At 30.8% G+C, this 24,272-nt stretch carries 33 protein-coding genes and 1 tRNA gene; 4 read left to right on the top strand and 30 right to left on the bottom strand.

The genetic code is table 11. The features are described 5' to 3' along the window. Positions 1 to 7: 7 nt before the first annotated feature. From frhG to frhA, 3 genes are read right to left on the bottom strand one after another with little or no spacing between them, the layout of a single operon-like run. On the bottom strand, positions 8 to 772 hold the full coding sequence (gene frhG / locus ACZ5LY_RS03835; RefSeq protein ID WP_013414107.1) for a coenzyme F420 hydrogenase subunit gamma: 765 nt from the start codon (positions 770 to 772) through the stop codon (positions 8 to 10). Continuing rightward, positions 773 to 1,264, bottom strand: coding sequence for a coenzyme F420-reducing hydrogenase, FrhD protein (gene frhD, locus ACZ5LY_RS03830; RefSeq protein ID WP_013414106.1), 492 nt, complete (start codon positions 1,262 to 1,264; stop codon positions 773 to 775). After that, on the bottom strand, positions 1,242 to 2,468 hold the full coding sequence (frhA, locus tag ACZ5LY_RS03825; RefSeq protein ID WP_013414105.1) for a coenzyme F420 hydrogenase subunit alpha: 1,227 nt from the start codon (positions 2,466 to 2,468) through the stop codon (positions 1,242 to 1,244). The genes frhD and frhA overlap by 23 nt, the downstream gene beginning before the upstream one ends. Positions 2,469 to 2,657: 189 nt before the next feature. Between frhA and ACZ5LY_RS03820 the strand changes: the two genes are divergently transcribed. After that, positions 2,658 to 2,996, top strand: coding sequence for a hypothetical protein (locus ACZ5LY_RS03820; RefSeq protein ID WP_464576922.1), 339 nt, complete (start codon positions 2,658 to 2,660; stop codon positions 2,994 to 2,996). A gap of 5 nt (positions 2,997 to 3,001) precedes the next feature. On the opposite strand, the gene ACZ5LY_RS03815 is transcribed toward ACZ5LY_RS03820, so the two are convergent. Further along, complete coding sequence (locus ACZ5LY_RS03815; RefSeq protein ID WP_013414103.1) at positions 3,002 to 3,334, bottom strand: DUF3147 family protein; 333 nt, start codon at positions 3,332 to 3,334, stop codon at positions 3,002 to 3,004. A 276-nt stretch (positions 3,335 to 3,610) separates the two neighbouring features. On the opposite strand from ACZ5LY_RS03815, the gene ACZ5LY_RS03810 reads away from it, so the two are divergent. The 3 genes from ACZ5LY_RS03810 (at position 3,611) to ACZ5LY_RS03800 (ending at position 6,516) form a co-directional block, all read left to right on the top strand. Then, the gene (locus ACZ5LY_RS03810; RefSeq protein WP_464576920.1) at positions 3,611 to 5,074 is read left to right on the top strand and encodes a radical SAM protein; all 1,464 of its coding nucleotides are present in this window, start codon (positions 3,611 to 3,613) and stop codon (positions 5,072 to 5,074) included. After that, positions 5,010 to 6,428 carry a B12-binding domain-containing radical SAM protein gene (locus ACZ5LY_RS03805; RefSeq protein WP_464576918.1) on the top strand — a complete coding sequence of 473 codons (1,419 nt, stop codon included), beginning with the start codon at positions 5,010 to 5,012 and terminating at the stop codon, positions 6,426 to 6,428. The genes ACZ5LY_RS03810 and ACZ5LY_RS03805 overlap by 65 nt, the downstream gene beginning before the upstream one ends. Before the next feature lie 13 nt (positions 6,429 to 6,441). Next, positions 6,442 to 6,516: transfer RNA gene (locus ACZ5LY_RS03800), tRNA-Arg, on the top strand. A 5-nt stretch (positions 6,517 to 6,521) separates the two neighbouring features. On the opposite strand, the gene ACZ5LY_RS03795 is transcribed toward ACZ5LY_RS03800, so the two are convergent. From ACZ5LY_RS03795 to ACZ5LY_RS03670, 26 genes are read right to left on the bottom strand one after another with little or no spacing between them, the layout of a single operon-like run. Continuing rightward, complete coding sequence (locus ACZ5LY_RS03795; protein WP_464576916.1) at positions 6,522 to 7,685, bottom strand: TIGR00375 family protein; 1,164 nt, start codon at positions 7,683 to 7,685, stop codon at positions 6,522 to 6,524. 2 nt (positions 7,686 to 7,687) lie between these two features. Next, the gene (locus ACZ5LY_RS03790; RefSeq protein ID WP_013414099.1) at positions 7,688 to 8,458 is read right to left on the bottom strand and encodes a proteasome assembly chaperone family protein; all 771 of its coding nucleotides are present in this window, start codon (positions 8,456 to 8,458) and stop codon (positions 7,688 to 7,690) included. Further along, the gene (locus ACZ5LY_RS03785; RefSeq protein ID WP_013414098.1) at positions 8,455 to 8,628 is read right to left on the bottom strand and encodes an RNA-protein complex protein Nop10; all 174 of its coding nucleotides are present in this window, start codon (positions 8,626 to 8,628) and stop codon (positions 8,455 to 8,457) included. The genes ACZ5LY_RS03790 and ACZ5LY_RS03785 overlap by 4 nt, the downstream gene beginning before the upstream one ends. Beyond that, on the bottom strand, positions 8,625 to 9,398 hold the full coding sequence (locus tag ACZ5LY_RS03780) for a translation initiation factor IF-2 subunit alpha (protein WP_464576913.1): 774 nt from the start codon (positions 9,396 to 9,398) through the stop codon (positions 8,625 to 8,627). The genes ACZ5LY_RS03785 and ACZ5LY_RS03780 overlap by 4 nt, the downstream gene beginning before the upstream one ends. An 11-nt stretch (positions 9,399 to 9,409) precedes the next feature. Further along, entirely contained in the window at positions 9,410 to 9,583 is a 174-nt protein-coding gene (locus ACZ5LY_RS03775; protein ID WP_013414096.1) for a 30S ribosomal protein S27e, read from the bottom strand. Positions 9,584 to 9,593: 10 nt separating this feature from the next. Further along, positions 9,594 to 9,869 (bottom strand): 50S ribosomal protein L44e, encoded by a 276-nt coding sequence (locus tag ACZ5LY_RS03770; RefSeq protein WP_013414095.1) that lies wholly within the window; start codon positions 9,867 to 9,869, stop codon positions 9,594 to 9,596. Between the two features lie 10 nt (positions 9,870 to 9,879). Continuing rightward, positions 9,880 to 10,428 carry a DNA replication complex subunit Gins51 gene (locus ACZ5LY_RS03765; RefSeq protein WP_013414094.1) on the bottom strand — a complete coding sequence of 183 codons (549 nt, stop codon included), beginning with the start codon at positions 10,426 to 10,428 and terminating at the stop codon, positions 9,880 to 9,882. A gap of 29 nt (positions 10,429 to 10,457) precedes the next feature. Next, complete coding sequence (gene pcn, locus ACZ5LY_RS03760) at positions 10,458 to 11,189, bottom strand: proliferating cell nuclear antigen (pcna) (RefSeq protein WP_013414093.1); 732 nt, start codon at positions 11,187 to 11,189, stop codon at positions 10,458 to 10,460. Then, on the bottom strand, positions 11,190 to 11,483 hold the full coding sequence (locus ACZ5LY_RS03755) for a hypothetical protein (RefSeq protein ID WP_013414092.1): 294 nt from the start codon (positions 11,481 to 11,483) through the stop codon (positions 11,190 to 11,192). Positions 11,484 to 11,500: 17 nt separating this feature from the next. After that, entirely contained in the window at positions 11,501 to 11,818 is a 318-nt protein-coding gene (locus ACZ5LY_RS03750) for a transcription factor S (protein WP_013414091.1), read from the bottom strand. Between the two features lie 44 nt (positions 11,819 to 11,862). Next, complete coding sequence (locus ACZ5LY_RS03745) at positions 11,863 to 12,291, bottom strand: NUDIX domain-containing protein (RefSeq protein WP_013414090.1); 429 nt, start codon at positions 12,289 to 12,291, stop codon at positions 11,863 to 11,865. Further along, complete coding sequence (locus tag ACZ5LY_RS03740; RefSeq protein ID WP_013414089.1) at positions 12,278 to 12,871, bottom strand: endonuclease dU; 594 nt, start codon at positions 12,869 to 12,871, stop codon at positions 12,278 to 12,280. Before ACZ5LY_RS03740 ends, ACZ5LY_RS03745 begins: the two co-directional genes overlap by 14 nt. After that, on the bottom strand, positions 12,868 to 13,128 hold the full coding sequence (locus ACZ5LY_RS03735) for a DNA-directed RNA polymerase subunit L (protein WP_464576908.1): 261 nt from the start codon (positions 13,126 to 13,128) through the stop codon (positions 12,868 to 12,870). Before ACZ5LY_RS03735 ends, ACZ5LY_RS03740 begins: the two co-directional genes overlap by 4 nt. Continuing rightward, the gene (locus ACZ5LY_RS03730; RefSeq protein WP_013414087.1) at positions 13,118 to 13,717 is read right to left on the bottom strand and encodes an exosome complex RNA-binding protein Csl4; all 600 of its coding nucleotides are present in this window, start codon (positions 13,715 to 13,717) and stop codon (positions 13,118 to 13,120) included. Before ACZ5LY_RS03730 ends, ACZ5LY_RS03735 begins: the two co-directional genes overlap by 11 nt. Continuing rightward, positions 13,707 to 14,720 (bottom strand): diphthamide biosynthesis enzyme Dph2, encoded by a 1,014-nt coding sequence (gene dph2, locus ACZ5LY_RS03725; RefSeq protein WP_464576906.1) that lies wholly within the window; start codon positions 14,718 to 14,720, stop codon positions 13,707 to 13,709. The genes ACZ5LY_RS03730 and dph2 overlap by 11 nt, the downstream gene beginning before the upstream one ends. Beyond that, positions 14,710 to 15,279 (bottom strand): hypoxanthine/guanine phosphoribosyltransferase, encoded by a 570-nt coding sequence (gene hpt / locus ACZ5LY_RS03720; RefSeq protein ID WP_464576904.1) that lies wholly within the window; start codon positions 15,277 to 15,279, stop codon positions 14,710 to 14,712. The genes dph2 and hpt overlap by 11 nt, the downstream gene beginning before the upstream one ends. Before the next feature lie 5 nt (positions 15,280 to 15,284). Then, positions 15,285 to 15,872 carry a HemK2/MTQ2 family protein methyltransferase gene (locus ACZ5LY_RS03715; protein WP_013414084.1) on the bottom strand — a complete coding sequence of 196 codons (588 nt, stop codon included), beginning with the start codon at positions 15,870 to 15,872 and terminating at the stop codon, positions 15,285 to 15,287. Further along, complete coding sequence (gene rsmA / locus ACZ5LY_RS03710; RefSeq protein ID WP_464576901.1) at positions 15,850 to 16,701, bottom strand: 16S rRNA (adenine(1518)-N(6)/adenine(1519)-N(6))-dimethyltransferase RsmA; 852 nt, start codon at positions 16,699 to 16,701, stop codon at positions 15,850 to 15,852. Before rsmA ends, ACZ5LY_RS03715 begins: the two co-directional genes overlap by 23 nt. Then, positions 16,698 to 17,303 carry a DUF655 domain-containing protein gene (locus tag ACZ5LY_RS03705; RefSeq protein ID WP_013414082.1) on the bottom strand — a complete coding sequence of 202 codons (606 nt, stop codon included), beginning with the start codon at positions 17,301 to 17,303 and terminating at the stop codon, positions 16,698 to 16,700. The genes rsmA and ACZ5LY_RS03705 overlap by 4 nt, the downstream gene beginning before the upstream one ends. An 11-nt stretch (positions 17,304 to 17,314) precedes the next feature. Beyond that, the gene (locus ACZ5LY_RS03700) at positions 17,315 to 17,656 is read right to left on the bottom strand and encodes an RNA polymerase Rpb4 family protein (protein ID WP_013414081.1); all 342 of its coding nucleotides are present in this window, start codon (positions 17,654 to 17,656) and stop codon (positions 17,315 to 17,317) included. Between the two features lie 5 nt (positions 17,657 to 17,661). Continuing rightward, a complete protein-coding gene (locus tag ACZ5LY_RS03695; RefSeq protein ID WP_013414080.1) occupies positions 17,662 to 17,955 on the bottom strand; it encodes a 50S ribosomal protein L21e in 294 nt (97 codons plus the stop codon). A 15-nt stretch (positions 17,956 to 17,970) separates the two neighbouring features. Beyond that, positions 17,971 to 19,176 carry a tRNA pseudouridine(54/55) synthase Pus10 gene (locus tag ACZ5LY_RS03690; RefSeq protein WP_464576898.1) on the bottom strand — a complete coding sequence of 402 codons (1,206 nt, stop codon included), beginning with the start codon at positions 19,174 to 19,176 and terminating at the stop codon, positions 17,971 to 17,973. Between the two features lie 8 nt (positions 19,177 to 19,184). Continuing rightward, positions 19,185 to 20,516 carry a signal recognition particle protein Srp54 gene (locus ACZ5LY_RS03685; RefSeq protein ID WP_048060584.1) on the bottom strand — a complete coding sequence of 444 codons (1,332 nt, stop codon included), beginning with the start codon at positions 20,514 to 20,516 and terminating at the stop codon, positions 19,185 to 19,187. Positions 20,517 to 20,524: 8 nt separating this feature from the next. Continuing rightward, complete coding sequence (gene dapF, locus ACZ5LY_RS03680; RefSeq protein WP_464576895.1) at positions 20,525 to 21,397, bottom strand: diaminopimelate epimerase; 873 nt, start codon at positions 21,395 to 21,397, stop codon at positions 20,525 to 20,527. Beyond that, positions 21,394 to 22,680 (bottom strand): diaminopimelate decarboxylase, encoded by a 1,287-nt coding sequence (gene lysA, locus ACZ5LY_RS03675; protein WP_464576893.1) that lies wholly within the window; start codon positions 22,678 to 22,680, stop codon positions 21,394 to 21,396. Before lysA ends, dapF begins: the two co-directional genes overlap by 4 nt. Positions 22,681 to 22,711: 31 nt before the next feature. Then, positions 22,712 to 24,268 carry a caspase family protein gene (locus ACZ5LY_RS03670; RefSeq protein ID WP_464576891.1) on the bottom strand — a complete coding sequence of 519 codons (1,557 nt, stop codon included), beginning with the start codon at positions 24,266 to 24,268 and terminating at the stop codon, positions 22,712 to 22,714. Between the last annotated feature and the right edge of the window lie 4 nt (positions 24,269 to 24,272).

The following is a 24,272-nucleotide window of genomic DNA, read 5'->3' as shown; positions in this document are numbered from 1 at the left end:
ACACCTTTTATAACTCTAATTCACTTTTTATCTGTTCTTCAGGCCACCATGTCCTTGGACAATGTACGTAACATACACCACATTTTATACATCGGTTGGTATTGATTTCTGGCCTACCATTGACCATTTCTATTGCTCTCGTTTGACATGCCATTGCACAACTTCCACAACCACAGCATAATGCCTTATTAACAACTTCGTTTTGTAAGTCACAACCACAAAGCTCATTATGTTTTGGTAAATCCATGAGAGGTTTGAGATAATCCATATCTTCTTTTATATATGCAGTAAGTGTTTTTGCAATGATCTCTGGTGATGGAGGGCAACCAGGAATTGCTAAATCTACTTTAACTAATTCACTGATAGGTAAAAATGATTCATGTGAAGGTTGTGCCTGTTGTCCACCACGTGCATATCTTGTGAATCCTCCAGTCATTGCACAAGATCCTAATGCACATAAAAGGTCAGCTTTTTCTCTGGCTTCCATAAGTTCTTCTACACTATGCTCATCTTGTATACAGACACTGCCTTCAACTAATGCTAGATCCATTTCAGGCATTTCCCAAACATCAACTAGTGTGTGACCATACACAATCTCTACCATGTCTAATAGATCCGCCAAAAGATCATAATTCTCTGTTAGAGACATAAGGCAGCCAGTACAACCACTTAAATGTATATACCCTATTTTTGGTTTTTTCATCTCTTTAACCTCCTCAGCACTTTCAGACTTAAGTCCCAACATTTTTTTAATTTTATTACTTATACTCATCTAAAAAACCCCAATTTCTTCTAATATCATTTTAATTGCCTTTTGAACAGATTTTTTCACAGGAGGTGTAAGTCCTTCCTCAACATATGGTGCAGAAATTTTTTTGGGTTTACAACCGATCACTACAATATCTATTTTTTTAGATAATTCATGTAAAGGATCTGTCACTGGCCATGAATGTGGATTTTCGTATTTTCCTTTTGGAAGCTCATCTATGTTAAACTTTTTGACAGTTCCTGGCTTAGCATCAAACTCTACAACATCTACAACAATTATTTTTTTCCAAGACTCAGATGGAAGAGAAAAGATGTGATAAGTAGCTCCAGTTCCTCCATCAATAATTTTTACATTCTTTGGCAATTTTATATTGTTTTCTTCTATATATTTCTCTAATTCTTTAATTACAATTGGACCAAAGCCATCATCCTTAAACAATATGTTTCCACATCCAACTACCAGTATTTCTGCATCATACATTGCAACTAACACCATCAAATATTCCTTGCTTTACAATGCCTTCTTTGTCCTTAACAATGACATGAGTTGCACATGATAAGCAAGGATCATATGCTCTAACAACATGTGGGCCATACTTATGATGATAACCTTCAGTTGCTTGACCAATCGTTGGAATATTCCATGTTGTTGGGACTAATGCATTGTAGTATTGTATTTTACCATTTTCAACTTTGGCCATATGGATATCAGTACCTCTTGGAGCTTCAATAACTCCTAATCCTAACTTCCCAGATCCTCTGTCATCATAATCAACTCTAACCCTTGCACTTGTGTTTAATTTGTCGAGAATATTAAGAGCCCTTGCAAGCGCTGTTTTCATTTCTAAAGCACGAGCAATGTGTTGTGCTACCACTCCTTTATCTTTAAATCCTTGAAATTCAACAAGTCTTGCTCTGGGACCTACCTCTACATTTCTACCATCGTAAAGAGGTATAGTTGAACATGCACGTTTTCCTATTTCTGGATCATCATACCAACTTTCAGGCATGACTTCTGTAAATCTTTCTAAATCAAATTTTTCTCTATCCCCATATATTGGATGAGTAGCAAATGTTGGTTGGTCATGTGCACCTAAACCTTTAGGTAATCCTTTTTCCTCAATAAATTCTATCATTTGCTCTACATGTTCATTTAATTTAGGAGCTAATTGTTTTAATTTAGCATATGCTCTCTTTCGTGTTAGTTCTGTTATATTTTTTGCCATTCCACCTATACGTACATCTGGAGGATGTATTCCCTCACCACCTACTTTTTCAACAACGTATTGTGCATTTTTCCTAATCTCTGAAATTGAATTTATTACATCTTTCATTTTTTCTTCTGGTACAAAATCTTTTGCTATCAAGAACTGATGGATGGCATGACTGTTTATATGGTGAGCAGCGCAAAGCAATTCTCTTAATAGACGAGCTGTTTCTGGAATTTCAATTCCTAAGGAGTCTTCTATAGCCTCTGTTGAAGCTAAAGTATGAGGAATAGGACATACTCCACAAATCCTTTGTGTAAGAACTGGCGCTGTTTCTGGATCTTTGCCTAATACCATTTTTTCAAGTCCTCTTACAGGAGTTATTGAAAAATAATATCCTTTGGTTACTATTCCTTCATCATCCACTTCCATTACTAATTCTGCATGACCTTCCTGTCTAGAAGTAGGTGAAATAACAACTCTTTCTGCCAAAAAATTCACCTCATAGTAATTTTATGTTATACTGGTTATTCATAACCAGTTATAAAATTTTCAAATACTTGTCAAATAAAAAAGTTTATATAGAAATAATAAAATTGTATTATTATATAATAAATGCTTAAAATTAAAATGATTAGTATTACTAAATTTTATAAAGTAAAATAAGGAGATGTAAGTTTGATGGAGAAGATAAAAAATATAATGAATGTTGTAAAAAATGGTAAACCATTTCCTAAATTTTTAAAGACCTGTAGAGAGATAGAAACTCCATTAAGAACCATGATAATATATCCTGCTGGCTGTGGTGGTTTTGTAAGTATAGAATATTATGAGAACCTTGATATTTTAGTAATAGATCCTTTACGCCAATGGGGTAAAGAGAAAATAATTATCTATGCTTCAAATGATAAAAAAGCATCTATATATTGCCCAGAAGATGGAAACATTAAAAATATGGATTCATTATCTAAAGAAATAGTAAAAGAATTTTTTGAACTTTTAGAAGTAGGTGGTGTATAACTTACTTAAATTAAAAACATAAGAATTGAAGCCAAGGAAAAATAGATTATTACACCTACCAATATAGCAGTTAAAAATCCATATCTTGGCAATATGTAAACTAAAGATAAAAGATAAAGCATCCAAGGTGGTGTCAATAAAAGCAGGCCTTTAACATATGAAATTACAGAATCTGTTCCAGCTTCCAGATAAATTGTTAATAACGTAAGAACTGTTACAGATGGAAACATTGCAATAAAAGCCGCTAATATTCCTCTTCTTTCACTTCCAAAATAGGTAGTTAAAGCTACAACAATCCCACCCAGGATGAAATAAAAAATTAATTTTACCTTTTCCATGTTCTCACCATATTACAATAATTTTATTTTTCTTGAAAATTAAATTTTTTATGATGATGAAGGCCGAAAAATCTGAACATGTTTTTAAGTCATGATGAAAAGGCTGAACTCTGACACAGCATGAAAAGTCAATTTAACTTTTTTTAGTTGTTACTTTGTTCAATTTTTTCAGATATAATAAAAAATTGTCTTTTGAATATCAATATTTTATGATAAAATTTTTATAATCTAAAATATAAAAAATTGTGAATAGTGTTTATTTTTGAGGGGAGTTTCATGGATAAAATGATACATACATTCAAAAAAATTGTTGATAATCCTATTTCTAAATTTTTAATAAGACGTATGTTATCTAAATGTAAAAAAGATAATGAAAGTAAATTAGAGGCTGCATTGGAGCATTATATAACTGGAGATAATAAATGTCTCCTTTGTAAATTAGACTCGTACATTTTGGGATATATAATTAAAAAAGGGTCAGAAGCCTTTGGAGTTGACGAAGAAGAAGTAAAAGAAAGGATGAAAGATCCATATTGGGCGATGGGATTAATAAACGTGCTTAAAGGTATAGCAACATTTGGTGTTAAAAAGCCTTTTGTCCCTGGTTCTCCATTTCAGGTAGTTTGGAATATTACACAAAGATGTAATATGAATTGTAAACATTGTTATGAGTCTAAAGGAAATTCTGAAGAATTAGGGAAAGAAGATGTAATGAATATTATTGACATCATTTCAAGTGAAAAAATTCCGATATTGGCATTTTCTGGTGGAGAACCAAGTATACATCCAAATATTCTTGATTATATTGAATATGCAAGTGAAAAAGGATTATATGTAGCCATGGCAACAAATGGTTTTATATTTTCCAATAAAGAACGATGTAAAGAATTTGAAGAAGCTGGACTTAAGTTTGTGCAAATATCTTTAGATGGTCTTAATCCTAAAACACATGATGAATTTAGAGGTGTTAATGGGGCATGGAAAAGAGCTTGTGAAGCTATAAAGAATTTTTCTAAAACTGAGGTGTTTGTAGAGGTAGCAACGACAGTCACAAAAAATAATTATAAAGAAATATTGGGAATGGTAGATCTTGTCGAGAAATTAGGAGCAGATTGGTTAATGCTTTATAATTTTGTCCCTGTAGGTAGAGGTTCAAAAAATGTAGATATGGATATCAGTCCTAAAGATAGATACAGATTATTAGAGAAAATTTATGCTTTAAATTATGAAAGAGAAATTGAAATATTATCTACTGCACCACAATTTGCATCTGTTGCAACTAAAAAATCTGGGGAAATCATACCTACACACTTTTACAACCCTAAATATGAAAGCAATGAAATTAGACAACTGGCAGATTTCATTGGAGGATGTGGTGCTGGCAGATTTTATTTAAGTCTTGAACCTAATGGAGATATTTATCCTTGTGTCTTTTTCCCACATGATGAACATGTAAAATTAGGTAATATACTAGAGGATGATTTTAGAGAAATATGGGAAAAAAATGAAGTGTTATGGAAATTAAGAAATAGAAACCTGTTAAAGGGGCATTGTAAAACTTGTGTAAATCGTGATATTTGTGGAGGTTGCCGTGCTAGAGCTTATGCTTATTTCTCAGATGTTTGTGCACCTGATCCTGGTTGTATCCATAATGAAAAATGGATGGAGATAAAGAATGAAAGACGTTATATTAATAAATCCTCTAGACACCACAGACATAAAAGAAAAATTAAGATATAAGGTTCCTCCACTTAATTTGATGTATTTGGCTTCTTCATTAGAAAGTGCTTCACTATCTGTTGGAATAATTGATGATAACCTTAAGGAATGGGGTATAAAAAAAGTTACAAAAATTATTAAAAAATTAAACCCTTCAATTGTAGGAGTGACTGCAACAACCCCACTAATTAAGAAGGCTCTAGAATATATAAAATCCATTAAAAAATTGCTTCCCAATATATTAACTGTGATTGGAGGCCCCCATGCAACTTTTTTACCTATTAAAACTCTAAGGGAATGTCCAGAGTTAGATGTCGTTGTAATTGGAGAAGGAGAAGAAACTTTTAAGGAATTAGCATTAGAATATGAGAGTAAAGGGAAAAAATGTTTAGAGAAAATAAGAGGGATAGCATATAGAGACAATGATGAAAGATTACATATAAACGATCCAAGACCTCTTATTGAAAACTTAGATAAAATTCCTTTTCCAGCAAGACATCTTGTGCCTTTTAAGGAATATAATTTATCTGAGGAGACAGGAGGTATTATAAGTTCAAGAGGTTGCCCATATAATTGTGAGTATTGTTCCTCATCAAAGATGATGGGCAAGAGATTTAGATATCGTAGTGCTGAAAATATTGTGGATGAAATAGAAGAATTGGTAAATGACTATAATATAAGGGAAATAACATTTTTAGATGATACATTTACAATTCATCGTCGTCGTATCGAGGAATTTTGCAATGAATTAAAAAATAGAGATTTAGATATAGATTTTACAATTTCTTCACGTGTAGATACAATAAATAGAGATACATTAAAAAATTTGAAAACTGTAGGTCTTAATAGGATATATTATGGAGCAGAATCTGGATCTCAAAGAGTACTTAATTTAATGAAAAAGGGTATAACATTAAAACAAATAAAAGATGCTGTTAAAGTTGCTAAGAATTTAAACTTGCAAACTGTCACATCTTTTATGTTTGGATATCCTGGTGAAACTCTAGATGAAATGAATAAAACCATAGATTTTTCAATAAAATTAGATCCTGATTATTGTCAATATAGCATTTTGACACCATTTCCTGGAACTCCAATCTACTATAAATTAAAAAGAAAAGGATTAATAAATGAAAATTGGGAGGAGTATACAGTCTTAAATCCCGTGATAAAATATGAAAAATTAGGGTTAAGTAAGAAATTAGTTAAAAAAATATTAGAGAAAGCATATGTGAAATTTTATGCACGACCTTCCTATCTTATCAAACATCCATGGATGTTTAAAGTCTTTATTGAGACAACATTTCGAACATATATAGAACCTAAATATAAAAAATTTTTAAATAAATTAAAAAATTATATATTTGAAAAATAAAAAATTGTAGATGGGGCCCGTAGCCTAGCCTGGATAGGGCGTCGGACTCCTAATCCGAAGGTCGCGGGTTCAAATCCCGCCGGGTCCGTAATCTTATTTGATGTAGGCATCTAATGTATTTCCTGGAAATTGTATTTCTCCGTACTTTCCTCCACCACCAGGAGTTATAATTAATTCGTTGTTTCTAAAGGCCTTAATTCCTAGTGCGACTTTTCTATCTACCTTTTCTAATTCATATATAGGTTCTTCAAGTAAAACTTTTATTTCATTTCCAAAATTATCAATAAATTCTTTCCATTTATTCCACACGAATTTAGTATTAATTCCTTTTCCATATCTTTTACTTATTATTTCGGTGAGAGGCAATATGTAGATGTAAGGAGGTCTGTGTGGTGGATGATGGGGTTTTTCCCATGTTGCAATTTCAGAAATACGGTAATCAACACCTTTCTTTATTATTCCACCACATATACATCTCATTTTCAATTTAACAGCTGTTTCATAATCGAAAACTTTATGACAACGAGAACATGCTGTTAAATGATATTTTCCTAATCTCGGATCCATACCATAATTAGCTTCTATTTTTTTCTTTTTTATAGATTTTTTTAAGGATGTATATGAAAAATCATCCAATTTTAATCTATTAAATTCTCGACCTAACCTATGTGGCCAAGGAGAATGTGCATCAGAGTTTGTTAAAAATACAATGTCTTGCAATTCTTCAATTCTATCTGCCATATTTGTATCTGCTGATAATCCAAGCTCTAAAAAATCAGGTTTTTTTCCATAACATTCTTTATAACTATAATATGTCTTATATAGGCTTGTCCAAGGTGTAAAAGCATGAGCAGGTCCTATAATGCCATCATGGTCATGAACGAGATCCATTATTTCTGCTCCATTTAATGAAAGATGTGGCCTTCCATTCTTCATTAAATTATCAGAAGATATCTCTTCAATAATATCTTCAGCTGTTTCAATAGATGGTAGTATTGCAAGATGATGTACTTTTTTCATATCTTCAATTTCTACTGTAATTACAAAATTACATTCATCATATCTATATATACCTTCATCTATACATTCAGTATTTTCTTTTATCATTTTTAACCAACGTGGATGTAATGCATCACCAGTGCCAACAATGTCTAAACCTTTAGATTTAGCACAAGTTGCAATTTTAGGTATTACCATGTGTTTTGAAGCAGCTTGAGAAAAACAGCTATGTATGTGTAAATCCACATTAACAATCATATTTATCCGATGTATCTTAAGTCTTCGTCACCAGCTTTAGGTTTCATACGTTCTAACATTTCTTCTTCCAGGCGTTTAGCCTTATGTAATACTTTCCTAATTTTCTTAGCTCTTTCTTCAAGTTTAGAAGTATCTACTGAAATTCCAAGAATGTCCATCAATCTTTCAAGCAATGCTTTTGCAGCTTCTGCATCTACATAATATCCAGGAGTTTCACCCATCAAACATGCTCCTTCAATTCCTTTCATCTGACCTAATGCAAGAAGTAGTCCAGATGCACCAACTATTCCACCTTCTGATCTTATTATTACATCATGCTTTTTTAATTTTTCTGCAAGTTTTTTATTTGTAACTGCTCCGAAAACTCTTGGTTTTTCAACAGTTTGTCCTGTAGCTAATCCTCCTAATGTATATATCATTTTCACATCAAATTTTTCAATGAAATCTATAACATTACTACAAATTTCATATTGTCCTTCTGGAGATAATCCTTGTGTATTTCCAACTAATATAATGTAATCATCCTCATTTTCTCCAATATTTTTTAGATAGTAAAATTCATTTTTCATCATTTCTATAGTTCCATCTTTTTTGACCAATACTTGTGGTGGAAAAGATGGTGAATAAAGTTCTGCAAATTTTTCAGCATTTAATTCATGTATTATATGGTCTGCAGCTAGTTTACCTACATGACCTATGCCAGGCAATGCCTCTATAAATATTGGTTTTTCTAGCTCAATTTCTTTTAAGACCTTTATAAATGTATTTTTCATGTTTTTTCTCCCCTAAGGATAGTTTGTTTTTTTAATATACGCCGGTACTTCCCATATTTATCTTCTGGGGAAAATCGGGCTGGGCGAGGAATCCTTACTTCCCCTCCACAATAAGGACACTTATCTTTTAATGTATATTCACCACATACTTTACATTTTTTCATTTTCATGTTACTTCACGATGAAATTCTCCTTTTCCACCAAATTTTTCGACAAATGATATGCATTTCTTAGCAGCTTTTCTAAGTTTCTTTTCAGCGGAAGGATAATCTTTGGAAGTAACTGTTATTCTATATCTTGGTGCTCCAACAACTTGAATTTCTATGTCTTTATCTTCAATTTTCTTCAGTGCATCTCTTATTATTTCTACACCATTTGGAGCATAGGAGATAAGATCTACATAGCCTGTTATTTTTACTTTAGATGGCTTAATGTTTTTTACAGCGACTTCTGTAATTGCCTTTGCCCAATCTTTTGGAATACCCACATCTATTAATGCTTTTTCTCCTTCATCTGCTGCTACTTCAAATACTGCATAAAGATCTCCAAAATTTTCCACAACTATTTTGCCAAGTTCTTTATAGGCTGTTTCAAGATCTTTATTTAAACTTTTTGCTGCTAACTCTAAAAACTTTTCAGCTTTTTGTTCTATTCTCCATTGTTGGATTTTTTTCCTTTTTTGATCCTCTCTTATACCTTTCAATGATAAATCTACTTGTCCTTTTACAGGGTTAACTCTTACAACTCTTGCAACGATTTTTTGATTTTCTTTTACAAAATCCCTAATATTTTTTACCCAACCAGATGAAACTTCTGAGATATGTATAAATCCTTCTTTACCTTTATATTCTTCTAATCTTACAAATGCACCATAATCTCTAACTTTTTTTACTGTAGCAACTACTAATTCGCCTTCTTCTGGCCATTCTTTTAAAGCCATATTCTACACCACTAATCCACAGTCTCTATAACTTTTGCTAATATTTTTGCCTTGCCTCCTTGTGGTTTAACCAGCACTTTACCACACACTAAGCATCGAACCACTGAGGAAGCCCTATCAAATGTTATTTGTTGGTTTCCACAATCTAAACATTTTATTTTTATAAATCTGCTTTGGGGGCGCATCTAAAACCCCTCATACAAATTCTATTCTACCAGCTCTAAATGTCTTTCTTTTACTATGGGCTTTACCGCATTCTTTACATCTAAATCTTAAGTCAACTTTTTTTGTTGGTTTACTTCCTGAAGGTAATGGACGTGGATAACCACGATAACCTGCTGTCACTCTTCTAAACTGTCTTTGTCCCCACTTTAGTTCACTAGCTTTCCTTCTTTTTGATTCAAATACCTCATGTGTCGTATGTTTTCTGCAATATGGGCAATATCTTCTCACTTCCTTAGGTATTTTCATTTTCTTCACCTCATATTCTTTTACCTTTCTTATATTTAAGGAATATTCTTGCATTAAGCTTTGGTAAGACTACGACATCTTGTTCTCTAAATGGACCATATATTTTTTTATCTATGCCTACAATAGAAGGTATGTTATCTAATATAATTATGGTTTTGTAATTCTTAATAGGCTTAGTTCTATGTATTTTTTCTCTGTATTTTTTTAATACTTCTAGTAGAGAGAAATAAAGTTCTTTTTCCTCAGGAGTTAAATTTTTTGGTGCCGAATCAATAGTTTTTTTACTACCTTCTACAATATCATAATTTTTTTGAAAATTTGTCAATAATTTATTAACAATTTTGCGTTCTCTTCTTTCACATATTTCTGTAATAATCCTTTTTGATTGGAAAAATAATTCTTGCCTTGAAAATGGATCATCTTTTATAGAATTTTTAAGCTCCTTTAAATATTTGTTTGTTTTTTTATAAAAATTTTTATCAATTTTTGTTAATTTACTACTTATCCTTTCGTTTCTATGTATTTCCCGAAGTTTTTTAAAGAATTTACGTAGATCCATTTCACCACAATAAATTAAAAATCAAATTATTATTCAGCCTCCAATCTAGGAGCTAGTAGAAAAGTTAATCTACCTTCTCCTTCAGGAAGTTCAAATGTAAGATCGAGAGGTGTATCGTTTCCGAGAGAAACAATAACTCTATCACTAAATTTATAAGCTTTTAACATTTCTTTAACTTTTTCTAAACTATATACACTTCTAACCTTAGAATCTACTTCTTCTGCATGTGGATATTCAATTTTTACATCTCCAAATTCACTTTCTCCTGTAATCAAGAGTTTGTTCTCATCTACTTCAAAAACTATTTTGTCATTAAACATTTCTAAATCTCTGATAGCATCTCTTAAAACATCAACTGGAACTTCTACAGAAACAGGCAAATCTAGTTTTGGAGTTTTAGGTTTTTCATAACTTATATCTATCAATCTAATCCTAAATGATCTTTTTGCATCATTTTCAATTGAAATAATGAGATTGTTCTCATCAGTTTCCAATGTTATTATTTCTGTACTTCTTACTCTCTTTAATACTTTTACTAACTCTTCAGTATCTATATTTATTTTTTCTTCACCATCAACACTATATTCATCAAATAATTCATTCTTTAATTCTAAATGCACAAAGGTTATGTGGCTACGATCTATTGCATCCATATATATACCATCTTCCTTTGCTATCATTTGAACTTCATCTATGATACCACTTATAGCATCAAAACTACTTTTTAAAATGTCTGGATCAGATAATCTTGCTTTAAGCATTTAATCTTCCTCCTCTAAACTGGAGACTTTCCTATGGAAGTCTTTAAATAATTTTTTACTGATATCATCTGCTACTGCACCAGTTCCTATCACCAATCCTGTTAAAATTAAAAATGCTGTCATTATAGACTTTTCACTAACAACTATATTATCTACAAACCTTTCGGTGGGAGTAAGTAAATTTAAAGAGCCAAAGATGACTAACGAGGATCCAATTATAAGACATGTCAATTTCACAATTTTTCCTTTATTTTTTTTAAATTTAGATATTTTTTCATGTAATATCTTTTTCATAATTACACCACTAATTACTAATCATATTCACGCCATGTATATTTACATTTTGTACATCTAAAGAATCTTGTTTCTGATTCGTCAGCTCTCCTTGTTTGTTGTAACCACCAATAGGCTTCATTGTTACCACATTTAGGACATTCTTTTTTAACTGTAGGCATGGTTTTTACTTCAGACTTCGTGAAAATCACGGCTTCTCTTTTTCCAACTTTTTCCGTAGTTTTATACGTGTTAATTACATTTTTGTCTAATTTTTTTTCGTATCCACATCTTGTACATTTCAATACACCGTTTTTGGAAACCATCAATGCTTTACATTTAGGACAAAATTCCATTTTCAACCTCCAATTTTTCTTACTTAATTTGCTATCCTTTGTTGTTAATATAAATTTTCATGTTCAAGTAATTCAAGAGCATCTTTTATCATTTTAGCATGATCAAATGCTAATTTGATATTATCGATTTCTTCTATATTAAATAATGAAACGTCTTTGGCATCTGTTTTTGCTTTAAGTTTTCCAGAAACTGGGGAAGCAAGATAACATATACTTACAACATGACCGCGCGGATCTCTATTAGGATCTGAATATACTCCAACCAATTTTTTTAGTTTTATATTGAGTCCTGTTTCTTCTTTAGCTTCCCTAATTGCAGCTTCTTCAACCTTTTCACCATATTCTACAAATCCACCAGGCAATGCCCAAAAGTTCTTATAAGGATCTTTTTTTCTTTTTATTAAAACAATTTTACCCTTAGAATCCATTATTATAATATCGACAGTAAGTTTTGGACTTTTATACTTTGCCACGAGATTCACCCTTTTCAATCCCAGATGCTATTAGATGAGCTACACGGATAGGTTCAGGTGTAATTCCATATTTTATACTCAATTTAACAATTTTTATTGCGTCCTTCAATTTTAAACCTTTTATTTGAATATATAAGTCTAAATTTTCTACTTTATAGATTTTACCTGCATTAAGAACCTTTTTCCATCTTTCTTTCCAATCCTTAAAATGCTTTTTTAATGCTTCTTTAATTTTATTTCTATTTGGAAATTTTTTGATAATCACTATAACTGGTATTTTTGTTTTATTAAATAACTTCTCTATATCTACAATATTAAATCCTGCAAATGTAATGCCATCAAGCATTACAACACCTAACTGATCTTTATGTCTGGTGTTGTTGATCATCTCAACAAGTTTTTTTGTAGCATCTTCTCCATCAACTTCAACATGAGTACTTAGAACACCATCTAATGCCTTATTTCCACGAAAAATAGTGCCAACAACTAACACCTGGCTTTTTTTAAAAGGTTTAAAAGGGGCATCATCTATTCCTAAAATCCTTATTTCTTCTTTAATTCTTCTAAATTTTTTTATCATGACTCTAAAATTTTTTTAAATTCATTGAAGTTTTCTTTTATATTTTTAGCAGCTTTTAACAAAGATTGTTTTGGACTTTTTCCTCTAACATATAATCTTGGTTCTCCAACAATTGGATGATCTATTGTATATGCAGCGACTTCCACATCTTTATCTTCCAAAAGCTTTTTTCTTAATAAATTACAGAAAGTATGGTTTTCACCTTTCAGTATAATCTCTAATTCGTTTTTTGTTTCTTTAGTTATTTTAATTTTCATTTTTCTCCCCCTTTATGATATAGTTGATAGAAAGTTTTCTTTTCTCTATATTCCCACAATTCGTACATTTTACAAGATTTCTTCCAATCTTTGCCATAGGATTTCTACATTTAGTACAGAGAGCTCTTATCACTCCTAAATCTTTTTCAACTGTTCTTAAAGATATATAACTTAACCCTAACATTTCATGAATTTTAGCTTCCACAATGTCGCCAATATGGAATGCATCACTCATTTTATTTAAATAAGCTCTTTGAACATTTGGAAGATAAATTCCAGCGATCAAATTAGTAAAAATAGGTCTTTTAAGCCCTTTGACACCCAGAAGTCTAACTAATGCTATCTTCTCTTCTTTAATATCAATTACTTCACCAATTACATGTGTATTTTTCTTTAAAATAGGAGGTAATTCTAAGCATGGCATCACAGAAATAGTCTTATTTCTATAATCCTTTAATACTCGCCCTACAATTAAAGATTTTATTTTACCATTCTCTTCATAAGTATTGTGGAGAGGAATAAATTCTTCGCTTATACCTAATGTATCTCCTGGAAGTACTAAATCTCCACTTTTTACTTTAGTTTTCATTCCCTTCCTCCCAAATTATTTCGTCTAATTCATATTCTTCCCAACTTCTCTCACCTAATACAATTTCTAGTTCCTTAGGTGTTAATACGGGTTTTTTAAAAAGATAAGAATCATCAATAGCAATACGAGGGCAAGCAGTAGAAACAAAAGCATCTATACCTGTAAAAGATTGTAAAAATTCGGGGACTATGTTATCTAAAATTATGAGAAATGATTTTTTGCCATGAGCTTTTAATTTATTTTTTAGTTTTAATGCTAATTCTTGTCTAAGTTGGCCTGGTTTTAATGACATCAATATTCCCCAAGTTTTTGCTTTTTGAGCTTTTATTATTTTAGCAAATCTTATTTTCATAATTTTTTTTGCGAACCTTTCTATGTTTCTTACTTCACCTTTGTATGGATCTACAATAACTACTGGTTTCTTTGTTGCTAATTTTATTCCTAGTGCATGAAAGTTTCCACCACCAATAAACAAATAAGTATCAACATCTAAATTTTTAACCGAAGAAAAATTACATCCCAAAACTTGCCCAGGTTTTGTCCCAATTCCTTTTTTCATTACAACTTCTTTACCTTTTTTTTCTAGATATTTTTTAATTTTTTTAAGTAATGGAAGATGTTGTGCAACTGAAACTAATCCAATTTTTTTGTCTTTCCCAATATAATCTATGGCTTGTTTTAAAAGATTTTTAATGTCTTTAAAATCTAAAGTAGAGAAAGCTTCAACAAAAATTGTTGGAACCTTTGTTTTAATAGGCAATGGTGTATGACCATAATGTACTATTAAATCAACAATTCCATAATATTTTTTATCTGCGACATCACATGCACCATAACATGAATCTGCCGAAATAATTACATTTACATTGGTTTTAGACTCTATTTTTTTAGCTATGTCAATTGCCTTTGGCCTAAGACCTTCTGGAAATTGTAAAACTACATTTTTTGCATTTTTTTCTTTTATTTTTTTAATTACCTTATTTAACTTAAAATCATACTTCATTGTTTATAATTTTCACCTCACCATCTACTACATCAACTTTAACAAGGGTATTAACTTTAGTTCCAGTTTCTTTTTCTACCTTTTTTCTTCCTTCACCTTTTTCTACAACAGCTATGACATATTTTATATCTGCACTAATTTTTTTCAATGCATTTATAACAGAAATCAATGTTCCTCCAGTACTTACAACATCATCAATCACTAAAATTTTGTCTCCAGAATTAACACCATTTACATATAGATTTGATTCTCCATATCCTGTAACTTGTCGTATTTCTACTTCTCCAGGAAGTCCATATTTCTTTTTCCTGATTACTACAAAAGGTATCCCTGTTTTTATTGACAATGCTGTTGCTAAATGTATCCCCATTGCTTCAATGCATACTATTTTATCTATATCTTCCAAATCAAATTTCTTTTCTATTGCATCTACGATCTCCATCAGTAGATTGGGCTCTGTTAGGGGTATTCCATCAGTTACAGGACTCACAAAATAATGATATTCTCCTTTTTTTATTACAGGAGATTTTTCTAAGGTAGATTTTAGTTTCTCTAACATTTCAATCACTTAAATGCAGTTATTACCAACAATTCTTCAAAGAATAATTTCTTTGATGCAGTTATTTCAACTTCAAATCCTTTTCTTTCCAGTATATCAATTGTTTTATTTGGATTTGAAAGAGATGATTGGACTAATTGAATTTTCCCATCAGGTTTTAAATATTTGTCTACTTCTTTTAAAAATCTATCAATGATTTTTCTTCCATTGCTTCCTCCATCCCATGCTAAGCATAACTCATCCTTTAATTCTTTAAAATCTTCTGTTGGTAAATAAGGAGGATTAAATAAAATTGTATTGAACTTTTCATTTATGGGTTCAAAAAGATTTCCTTCAAGAAATTTAATGTTTTTTACAGAATTTATTTGCGCATTTTTTTTAGCACATTGAATAGCATAGGGATTTATATCGGTTGCAACAACTTCTCTAGCTATCTGTGATGCAAATATAGCTATTATACCTATTCCCGTACCTATTTCCAATACTTTATCATCTTTACATATTTTTAAATTTTTAAGTAACAAAAATGTGTCATCTGAAGGTTCATAAACTTTTGGACATGTTTTAAATTTAAGGTTTTTGTACTTTATCATGTTCCTCAATAAATTTTGATATTTTGAGAATTTCATTTGGTGTTAATTTAAATACTCTTTTTTCTGCTAACTTTGGGTCTAATCTTTCCAAAATTTGTTTTAATTTTGATTTATTCATGTTAAGTTCATGTGATGATTCAATCAATGCTTTTTTTGATTTTTTCCTTTTATGTTGAAACAATGCCCGACACACATTTTCAAAAAATCTATTAATTTTAAATTTCTTCTTTGGGATTATCTTAACAATCGCTGATTTTACTTTAGGTCTTGGAATAAACGATTTTGGTGGTATAATATCTAATAATTTTACATTTGCCTTAAAATACATCATGACTGACAATCTTGAATAATTGGAAGTACCTGGTTTAGCAATGAGACGTTGTGCAAATTCTTTTTGATACATTAAAACTCCTAAATTAAAATCATAATTTAATAACTTAAATGTTATTGGAGAGGAGATGGTGTATGGTAAATTAGAAACTACTTTGTTAAACTTTGGGAATTTAATTTTAAGAGCATCTGCATTAATAATTTCTATGTTATCAATTTTAAGATCATGAATTCTGTCTTTCAGTATTTCAACCATCTTACAATCTTTTTCTATTGCTATCACTTTTTTTGCATGTTTAGCCATTGGAATTGTAAGAGTTCCTATCCCCGGACCAATTTCTAACACTGTATCTTTCTTGTTTAAATTTGCATAATTAATTATTTTATTCCTTATATATTCATTAATCAAAAAATTCTGTCCCAATCTTCGACTCAAAGAGATGTTGTATTTTTTTAAGATATATTTTGTTTCATGGAGTAATGATGATATTATGATCACCGTCTTCTTCTACTCCTACGCTTCAGACCTTTTACAAACAGTATATATTTTCGTTTACCTCTCTTTCCTTTTTCCTTACTACCTCCATCTAAATTTAATTCAAGAAGTATTCTTTTAACTAAAATTTTTACAGGATCTGATAAACTTGGTACTCTTTTTTTTATATCTTCAAAGCTTTTAAATGGTTCTTTTTCACGAGCTTTTATTATTTCCCACATATATTTTTTTCCTATACCTGGTAACAACTCTAATTGGTGTAATCGAGTACTTATTGATGTAGCTTTATTGAAAAATTCTACAAATTCATTTTCTCTTGATCTAACAATTTCTTCGACTACGTATGGTAACTCTACGCGAGCTGTAGCTGTTAACTCTCTAGCTGTTAATCGTCTGTTAACTCTAGCTATTTTATCACGTTTTCCAGGCCCAATATAAACTTCTTCATGTATGTCTAATTCTACTCCAGGTTTTGGTATTAATTCTAACAATGTAAATTCATCTTTCCCTATGGCCTGTGCTACTGGCCGCTTCCTAAAGAAAGGCCTTCCTTCCTCTATGTACCCATGAGGAAGATAATCTAAAATAATAGCATATTTTTCCATCCAATCACATGCTATTCAGTTTTCTTATATTCTTTAACAATTTTGAGAATTTTTTTCATTTCCTCCTTTCCTAATGAAACTTTTTCTTTGCTTAATAATGCATGTAACTCTACAAGATCTTCAGGCATTATGTTTACTATGTGCACGGCAATCCTTCTATCACCTACTATCTCTTCTATTTTGTCTGTGAGTTCCATAGCTTCCTTTGCACTCAATTTTACGAATTTACTGATATGTTCTAAAATTAATTTTTGTTCTCGTGTTAGTTCATACTCCTTGCCAAGTTCTTCCAACATTTCTTTAACCACAGGCAATGGAACTGGTGTTGATTCTATAATTTCTTTAGCAATCATCGATATCACTGCTTTTGAGGTCTTAAGTGCTCAGGCCTACTTATAACTATTTTTTCTTTATTACCATCTCTTACAGATATTAAATAACATTTTCCTCTCTTTCCAATTACTTCTCCTGTTTTACCGTGGAATCTATGATGTGGTTGGCCTTTATGAATACTAGGATCCACTATTATGTGAACTTTATCACCTTTTTCAAATCTTTGTATCATTCTTGTTATTGGATTAGTCATTCCTGGTCTTTTTTTCTTTTTGAATTTATACCTAGTTCCACTTCTCAATCCCTTTGAACCTTTCATTAATAAAACCTCCAATTAAATTCCAATGTCAATAACATCTAACTTTATACATTTTGCTTGCTTTCCCAACATTTCAGTTATGCTTGGTTTTGTTCTACCTTCATCCCCTGAAATTAATTCCTTTATATATAATCCACCTTCAGCCTTTATTTTGAGTTCTATTGTATTTTCATCCAAAATTTTTGGTTTTATATCATAAACTTTTCTTATTCTAACTTTATCAGCCCTTCTATGGGAAACTCGTAACGGTGTCCTTTGTTTAACAATAAACGAAGGTTCAATCTTTTTTAGATCTTCTTCTTTTATTTTTCCTTCAATTTCAGCTATTGCTCTATACACTTTATAACTTTTGATACTTTTTAACTCTACTATTCTTGATCTATTAGTATACTTAAGGAAGAGTACTTCAACTTTTCCTTCAGCACTTTTATTTATTTCATCGACAATTTTGTCTAAATCTAGTTTTCTACGTCTTGGTTCTTTAAGTTCTATTACAAATGGACGTCCTTTACCAAGCATCCTTACATCTATGTCTTCCCTTCCTGCACCATGAAATTTGCTTCCTCTTGCTTTCGTTGCTTCAATGAGTGGTCCTGCTATAATTTCTTCAACAGATTCTTCATACATTTTACCTTTGAAATTACATTTTGGACATCCTTTCCCTCTACAATGTTTGCAAGGCCATTTAGTTTGTGGAATACCTCTTACAAGTTTTCTATATCTTCCTTCTAGATACAATGGATTTATTTGTATGTATACACTTGGATCTTTATATCTAAAATTGACTTTTACTACTATATCTGGGTTTTGGTAGTCCACCCTTTTTTTCAATTTTCTTCGTAACCGTTTTCCTATTTCTCTATTTATATCTTTTTTAATGCTTTCAGCTTTAGACACAAGACTAGTAATTTCCTTATCACGTTGTAACATGTCAGGTGGTAAAGTACTTCCAACTAAAAATGTTGAAAACTCAATATCTAATTCATTTATTTTATCTTCTGCTTTTTCTGCAGCTTCATCTATTTTATCAAATATATTATCACATATATAACATCTATTTTCTGATTTTAAGTCTAAATTTAATTTTTCTTTTATTTTTTTACCTCTTTCTAAATTATCATGCCCTTCAACTTTAAGTTCTCTTGATAATATTCTCCCAAGACAACGTTCGCAAATTGCACCTCCTGTTGATTCTATTATTTCTTTCACAATCTCTTTCATGCCGATCACTAACGCATGATTTGTTTTAGTATACTTTGTATTGGGCCACCTAGTTTACGTCTTTCAAAGCCTTTCAAAGCCTTTTTTGTAGTTTTATAATATCTTAGTAGCTCCCTAACATCTTCGTTTCTTACACCTGCACCTCTAGCTATTCTTTTCACTCTTGAGTATTTTATTATCCTTGGATTTTCCAATTCTTCTTCAGTCATTGAATCCATAATCACACAATATTTCTTGATTTTATCTTCAGTTATTTTTGAAAAGTTTTTAGGAATGTTACCAGCTAAAGGTAACATATTTAATATTTGTTTTAAAGGACCCATTTTCTTCATAGTTTCAAATTGTGTCTTTAAATCCTTTAATGTAAACTTTCCTGATAGCATTGTGTCTACAGTTTCTGAAATTTTATCTTCTTCTTCAACAACCCTCTCAAATTTTTCTATTAAGCTCTTTATATCACCCATGCCTAACAATCTGGACATAAACCTTGCTGGATCAAATTCCTCTAAATCATCTATTTTTTCCCCAGTCCCAATGAATTTTATTGGTGCTCCAACTTCAGACACTGCAGAAAGTGCTCCACCACCTTTCGCTGATCCATCAAGTTTTGTAACAATTATTGATCCAATTTTAACCCTCTCAGAAAATGCTTTTGCTTGAGATTTAGCTTGCTGTCCTATTGTTCCATCAATAACAAGAATTATTTCATCAGGGTTTATTTCCTTGCTAAGCATTTCCATTTCATCTAATAATTCCTTCTCATTTTTATGTCTACCAGCAGTATCAAATAGTATTACATCATAATTTTTGAATTTATTTAATCCTTCTTTAGCTAATCGTATGGGATTATCTTCATTTGGATCTCCATACATTGGTACATTTATTTCTTCAGTAAGCTGTTTTAATTGATCATAAGCAGCAGTTCTCCAGGTATCTGTACATACAACAGCTGAATTATAACCTTTTAACCGTAAATAATGAGCTAATTTTGCAACTGTAGTTGTTTTTCCACTACCTTGTAACCCTACAAAAAGAATCTTGTAAGGTTTCTTATCTATTTTAAGTTTATATGATTTCTTACCTAATAATTTTGTTAATTCTTCATATACTATTTTTATGACGTGTTCTTTTGGAGTTATACCTTTTGGTGGTTCTTCTTTTAGAGCCCTTTTTTCTATTGATTTTGAGAGTTTAAACACTAATTTTACATTGACATCAGCTTGTATCAATGCTCTCTGTAAATCCTTAATTACTTCTTTGACTACTTTTTCATCTACTATTGGCATCTTTGCTAATTTTTTTATACTTTTTCTTAATTTTTCACCTAATTTTCCTAGCATTGTACCACCTATTGCCATGGCATTGATAATATTCCTTCAAAGACCATAGTAGCCTTACCTTCCATGAATGCCCCTATTTTATTATTTTTTTCATAAATCTCTATTTTTAACCTGCCGCCAGGTAAATTAACTGTAACTTCTTTATTTAATTTCCCTAGTTTTCTACCAACTATTGTAGATGCTACTGCACCTGTGCCACATGCTAAAGTAATACCTACACCACGTTCCCATGTAATCATTTTAATTTCATTTGGATTTAACACCTTAACAAAATTTACATTTGTTCTTTCTGGAAAAATTGGATGATTTTCTATTACTGGTCCTATTTTCTCTGCATAATCTCTAGATACTTCATCCGCAAAAATAACAGTGTGAGGATTACCAACGTTTACAGCACTTAATTTTATTTTTTTGTCATTTAATTTACAAACTTTATTTATGAATGTCTTATCTTTAGTTTTTACAGGTATTTTTTCACTTTTAAAAGTTGCTAACCCCATATCTACTTTTATAGATTCAACAAGATTATTTTTCGTCTTTAAGTTTAGAATTTTTTCGCCAGCTAAAGTTTCAACTTTCATTCTTTTCTTTCTTAATATACCTTTTTCATATACATATTTTGCAAAACATCTTATTCCATTCCCACACATCTCAGCTTCACTACCATCTGCATTAAAAATCCTAAATTTAATATCCAAATTATCAGATTTTGAAACAAAAATTACTCCATCCCCGCCAACCCCAAAGTTCCTATCACAAATTTTTTTCACGAATTCAGGTTTTTCTCTTTCTTTAACAATTTCTCCTCGAGTCTCATCAATTAATATATAATCGTTTCCCAATGCATGCATTTTTGTGAATAAAATCGTCTTTGTATTCATTTTTTACCACCTTTTAGTAATCTTGCCGGTATAACTTGCTTATCTAACAAGTCTATGATGCTTTCTCTTTCCCTGATTATTGACACTTTGTCATCTTTTACAAGTACTTCAGCGGGTCTTGGTCTGGAATTATATTGTGATGACATTGAAAAACAATATGCCCCAGCATCCATAATTGCAAGAATGTCTCCCTCTTCTAGTTTTGGAAGTTCTCTATCTCTTGCAAAAATGTCACCAGATTCACATAAGTTTCCAGCAATGTCTATTTTTTCACAAGGTTCTTCATTGGCTTTATTTGCTACTATGATATGATGATATGAACCATACATGGCTGGTCTAATCAAAGTATTAAACCCTGCATCAACGCCTGCAAACTTTCTATAACTCTTCTTTATTGTGTTAACCCTAGTTAACAGGCATGCTGCATTTCCAACAATGTATCTTCCAGGTTCTATATATAACCATGGATTTCCAAGATTATATTCATCACACCTTTCTCTAAATACCTCAATGATTTTTTTTGCAAGATTTTCAATATTTAACTCAGGTTCTTCAGGCTTATATGGGATTCCAAATCCTCCACCGATGTCTATAAATTCAAATTCTATTCCAACTTCTTTAGAAACTCTTTCAGCAATTTTAGTAAGAGCATCCACAGCTATTAAAAATGGACTTGGATCTAATATCCCAGAACCTATATGACAATGAATACCTTTTATTTTAAATCCTAAATTCTTTGCCATAGAATAAGCTTTAACAGCGTCTTTTTCCGCTATACCAAATTTACTCATTTCTCCTCCAGTTATACAATGTTCATGATGTCCTGCACCAACGAGAGGGTTTATCCTAAAAGATATTTCTACTTCCTCAGGATTACATAATTTTGAAAGTCTCTTAAGTTGAGATATAGAATCAATATTTATCATCACTCCAGATTCTACAGCAAACTCTAATTCATCATTTCTAACATTGTTACCTGTAAATAATATTTCTTCAGGTTTAAACCCTGCCACTAATGCTATATATATCTCTCCAGGAGATACAGCATCAATTCCACTACCCTCATCATTCAAAATTTTCATTATTGCAATATTAGTATTTGCTTTACATGCATAAAGGATCTTAAATTTGTCATATCTTTTTTTAAATGCATTATAAATTCGCCTATAATTTTCTCTAATTTTATTTTCATCTATTACATAAAGAGGAGTATCATATTTTTCAGCAAGCTCTACAGCATCGACTTCTCCTATAACTAAATGTCCTTTTTCATTTATTTTCATATAATGCCTCCTCTTCTCTGTAAAAACAGTGTCACCATATATCCACAAAATTGTTGTTTGTTGTAAATCTTATTGTATAATATTTCTTGCTTCTTGCTGGAATATACTTGGAGAGTACCAATATTTGTGGCACATATCCTTCAACATTGAAAACTGCTTGCATGTTGGCATGTAGTGGTGAACTACTGGGATTAATAATCTCAAAAGTTGTACTCACTGCGTAATTGGCTGGAAAACTACCTAGATCTATAATTATTTTTTCTCCAGGAGTTAAGAAATAGAAATATTCATCATAAAGAATTCTACTTCCTTTTACTGGAGATGTATATACGCTAACATAATATTTAAATAGAATTGGTTCTGAACCAACGTTCTTAATTGTTATTGAGAAATTTTTCTCATTTAATTTAGATGAAGACGGAATTAGGGTAGATATAGGAGCTACAAAATAATTATTTGTTTTATTTAATTCAGGGACATAATTTAACTCATCACAGTGGATAATAAGGTAAAGATTCTGCGAGGAGAAATAAATATATGTTGTAATATTGTAAGTCGCATTAGCTAAAAGATCCTTTTGTATATCATTTCTTGCGGCTATTGTATAAAATTCTTCCAAAACTTTAGTTGCAGAGAGATATATGACATCTTGCCAAGGAGCTAATGCAAAACCATATCCTATGTTCTTAACTATATAAGAGACACGCAAAACTGAAGGAGATAAAACATCACATGCAGCTGATACCACTGTTAGATCAGGAAGTAAAAGCCTAAATTTAATGTTCGCAACGATACCATAAACCTTTGGCGTTTGTTCATCCCAAAACCGATTTTCAACATATTTTCTAACTCTTGATAAAGTATAATTAAATGCTTCAAGTAAACTTATAAATCCATCTTTATCTATGTCTGCTCTAGGATCTTTAAATGCTTTTAAGAAATAATAAGTGAAAACACCATGGTTTAATACATAATCTTCATAAGAGAATTCATCTTCAGAACAAGAAGTAATTACGGTTGTTTCGTTTCCAAAAACATATCCAATTGTAACATTTTCTGTTGTATTACTTGTTACATAAGATAATACTGTTGTCTTAACATTTTCTTTTTCAATTGCTAATCCACCACTAAAACAAGTGTCAAATATAAGTATTTTATTCTTACAATTAATTGTTTTAATCCAAGTAGCGAGTTCATCTGCTCTTATACAGGTTGAAAGATTTTTTGCATCATATGGACATATATAGTAAGGAAGATCTGGACCATTTGTCCCATGTCCACTGAAATAAAAAATAAAGGTGTCATTTTCTTTCACCATGCTTGAAACATTGTAAATTGTGGATTTGATATTTTCTTTTGTTGCATTAGAATCTATCAATGTATAAGTTGTGAAATTTTGTTCTGTTAAAAGATTTTTCATTGAATATACATCATTAATTGTGTATTTTAAAGGTCTTATGTTTTGGTAGTTTGCTACACCCACTAAAATTGCATATTTTTCTGAATCTGCACCATAAGCATATGTGAGGTTCATAAAAAACATTAAAAATAACAATGTGAGTAAAATTAGAGGTAATTTATTTTTCATTTTT

Source organism: Methanothermus sociabilis, assembly GCF_055392295.1.
This window is presented reverse-complemented; position numbering and strand designations above follow the sequence as displayed.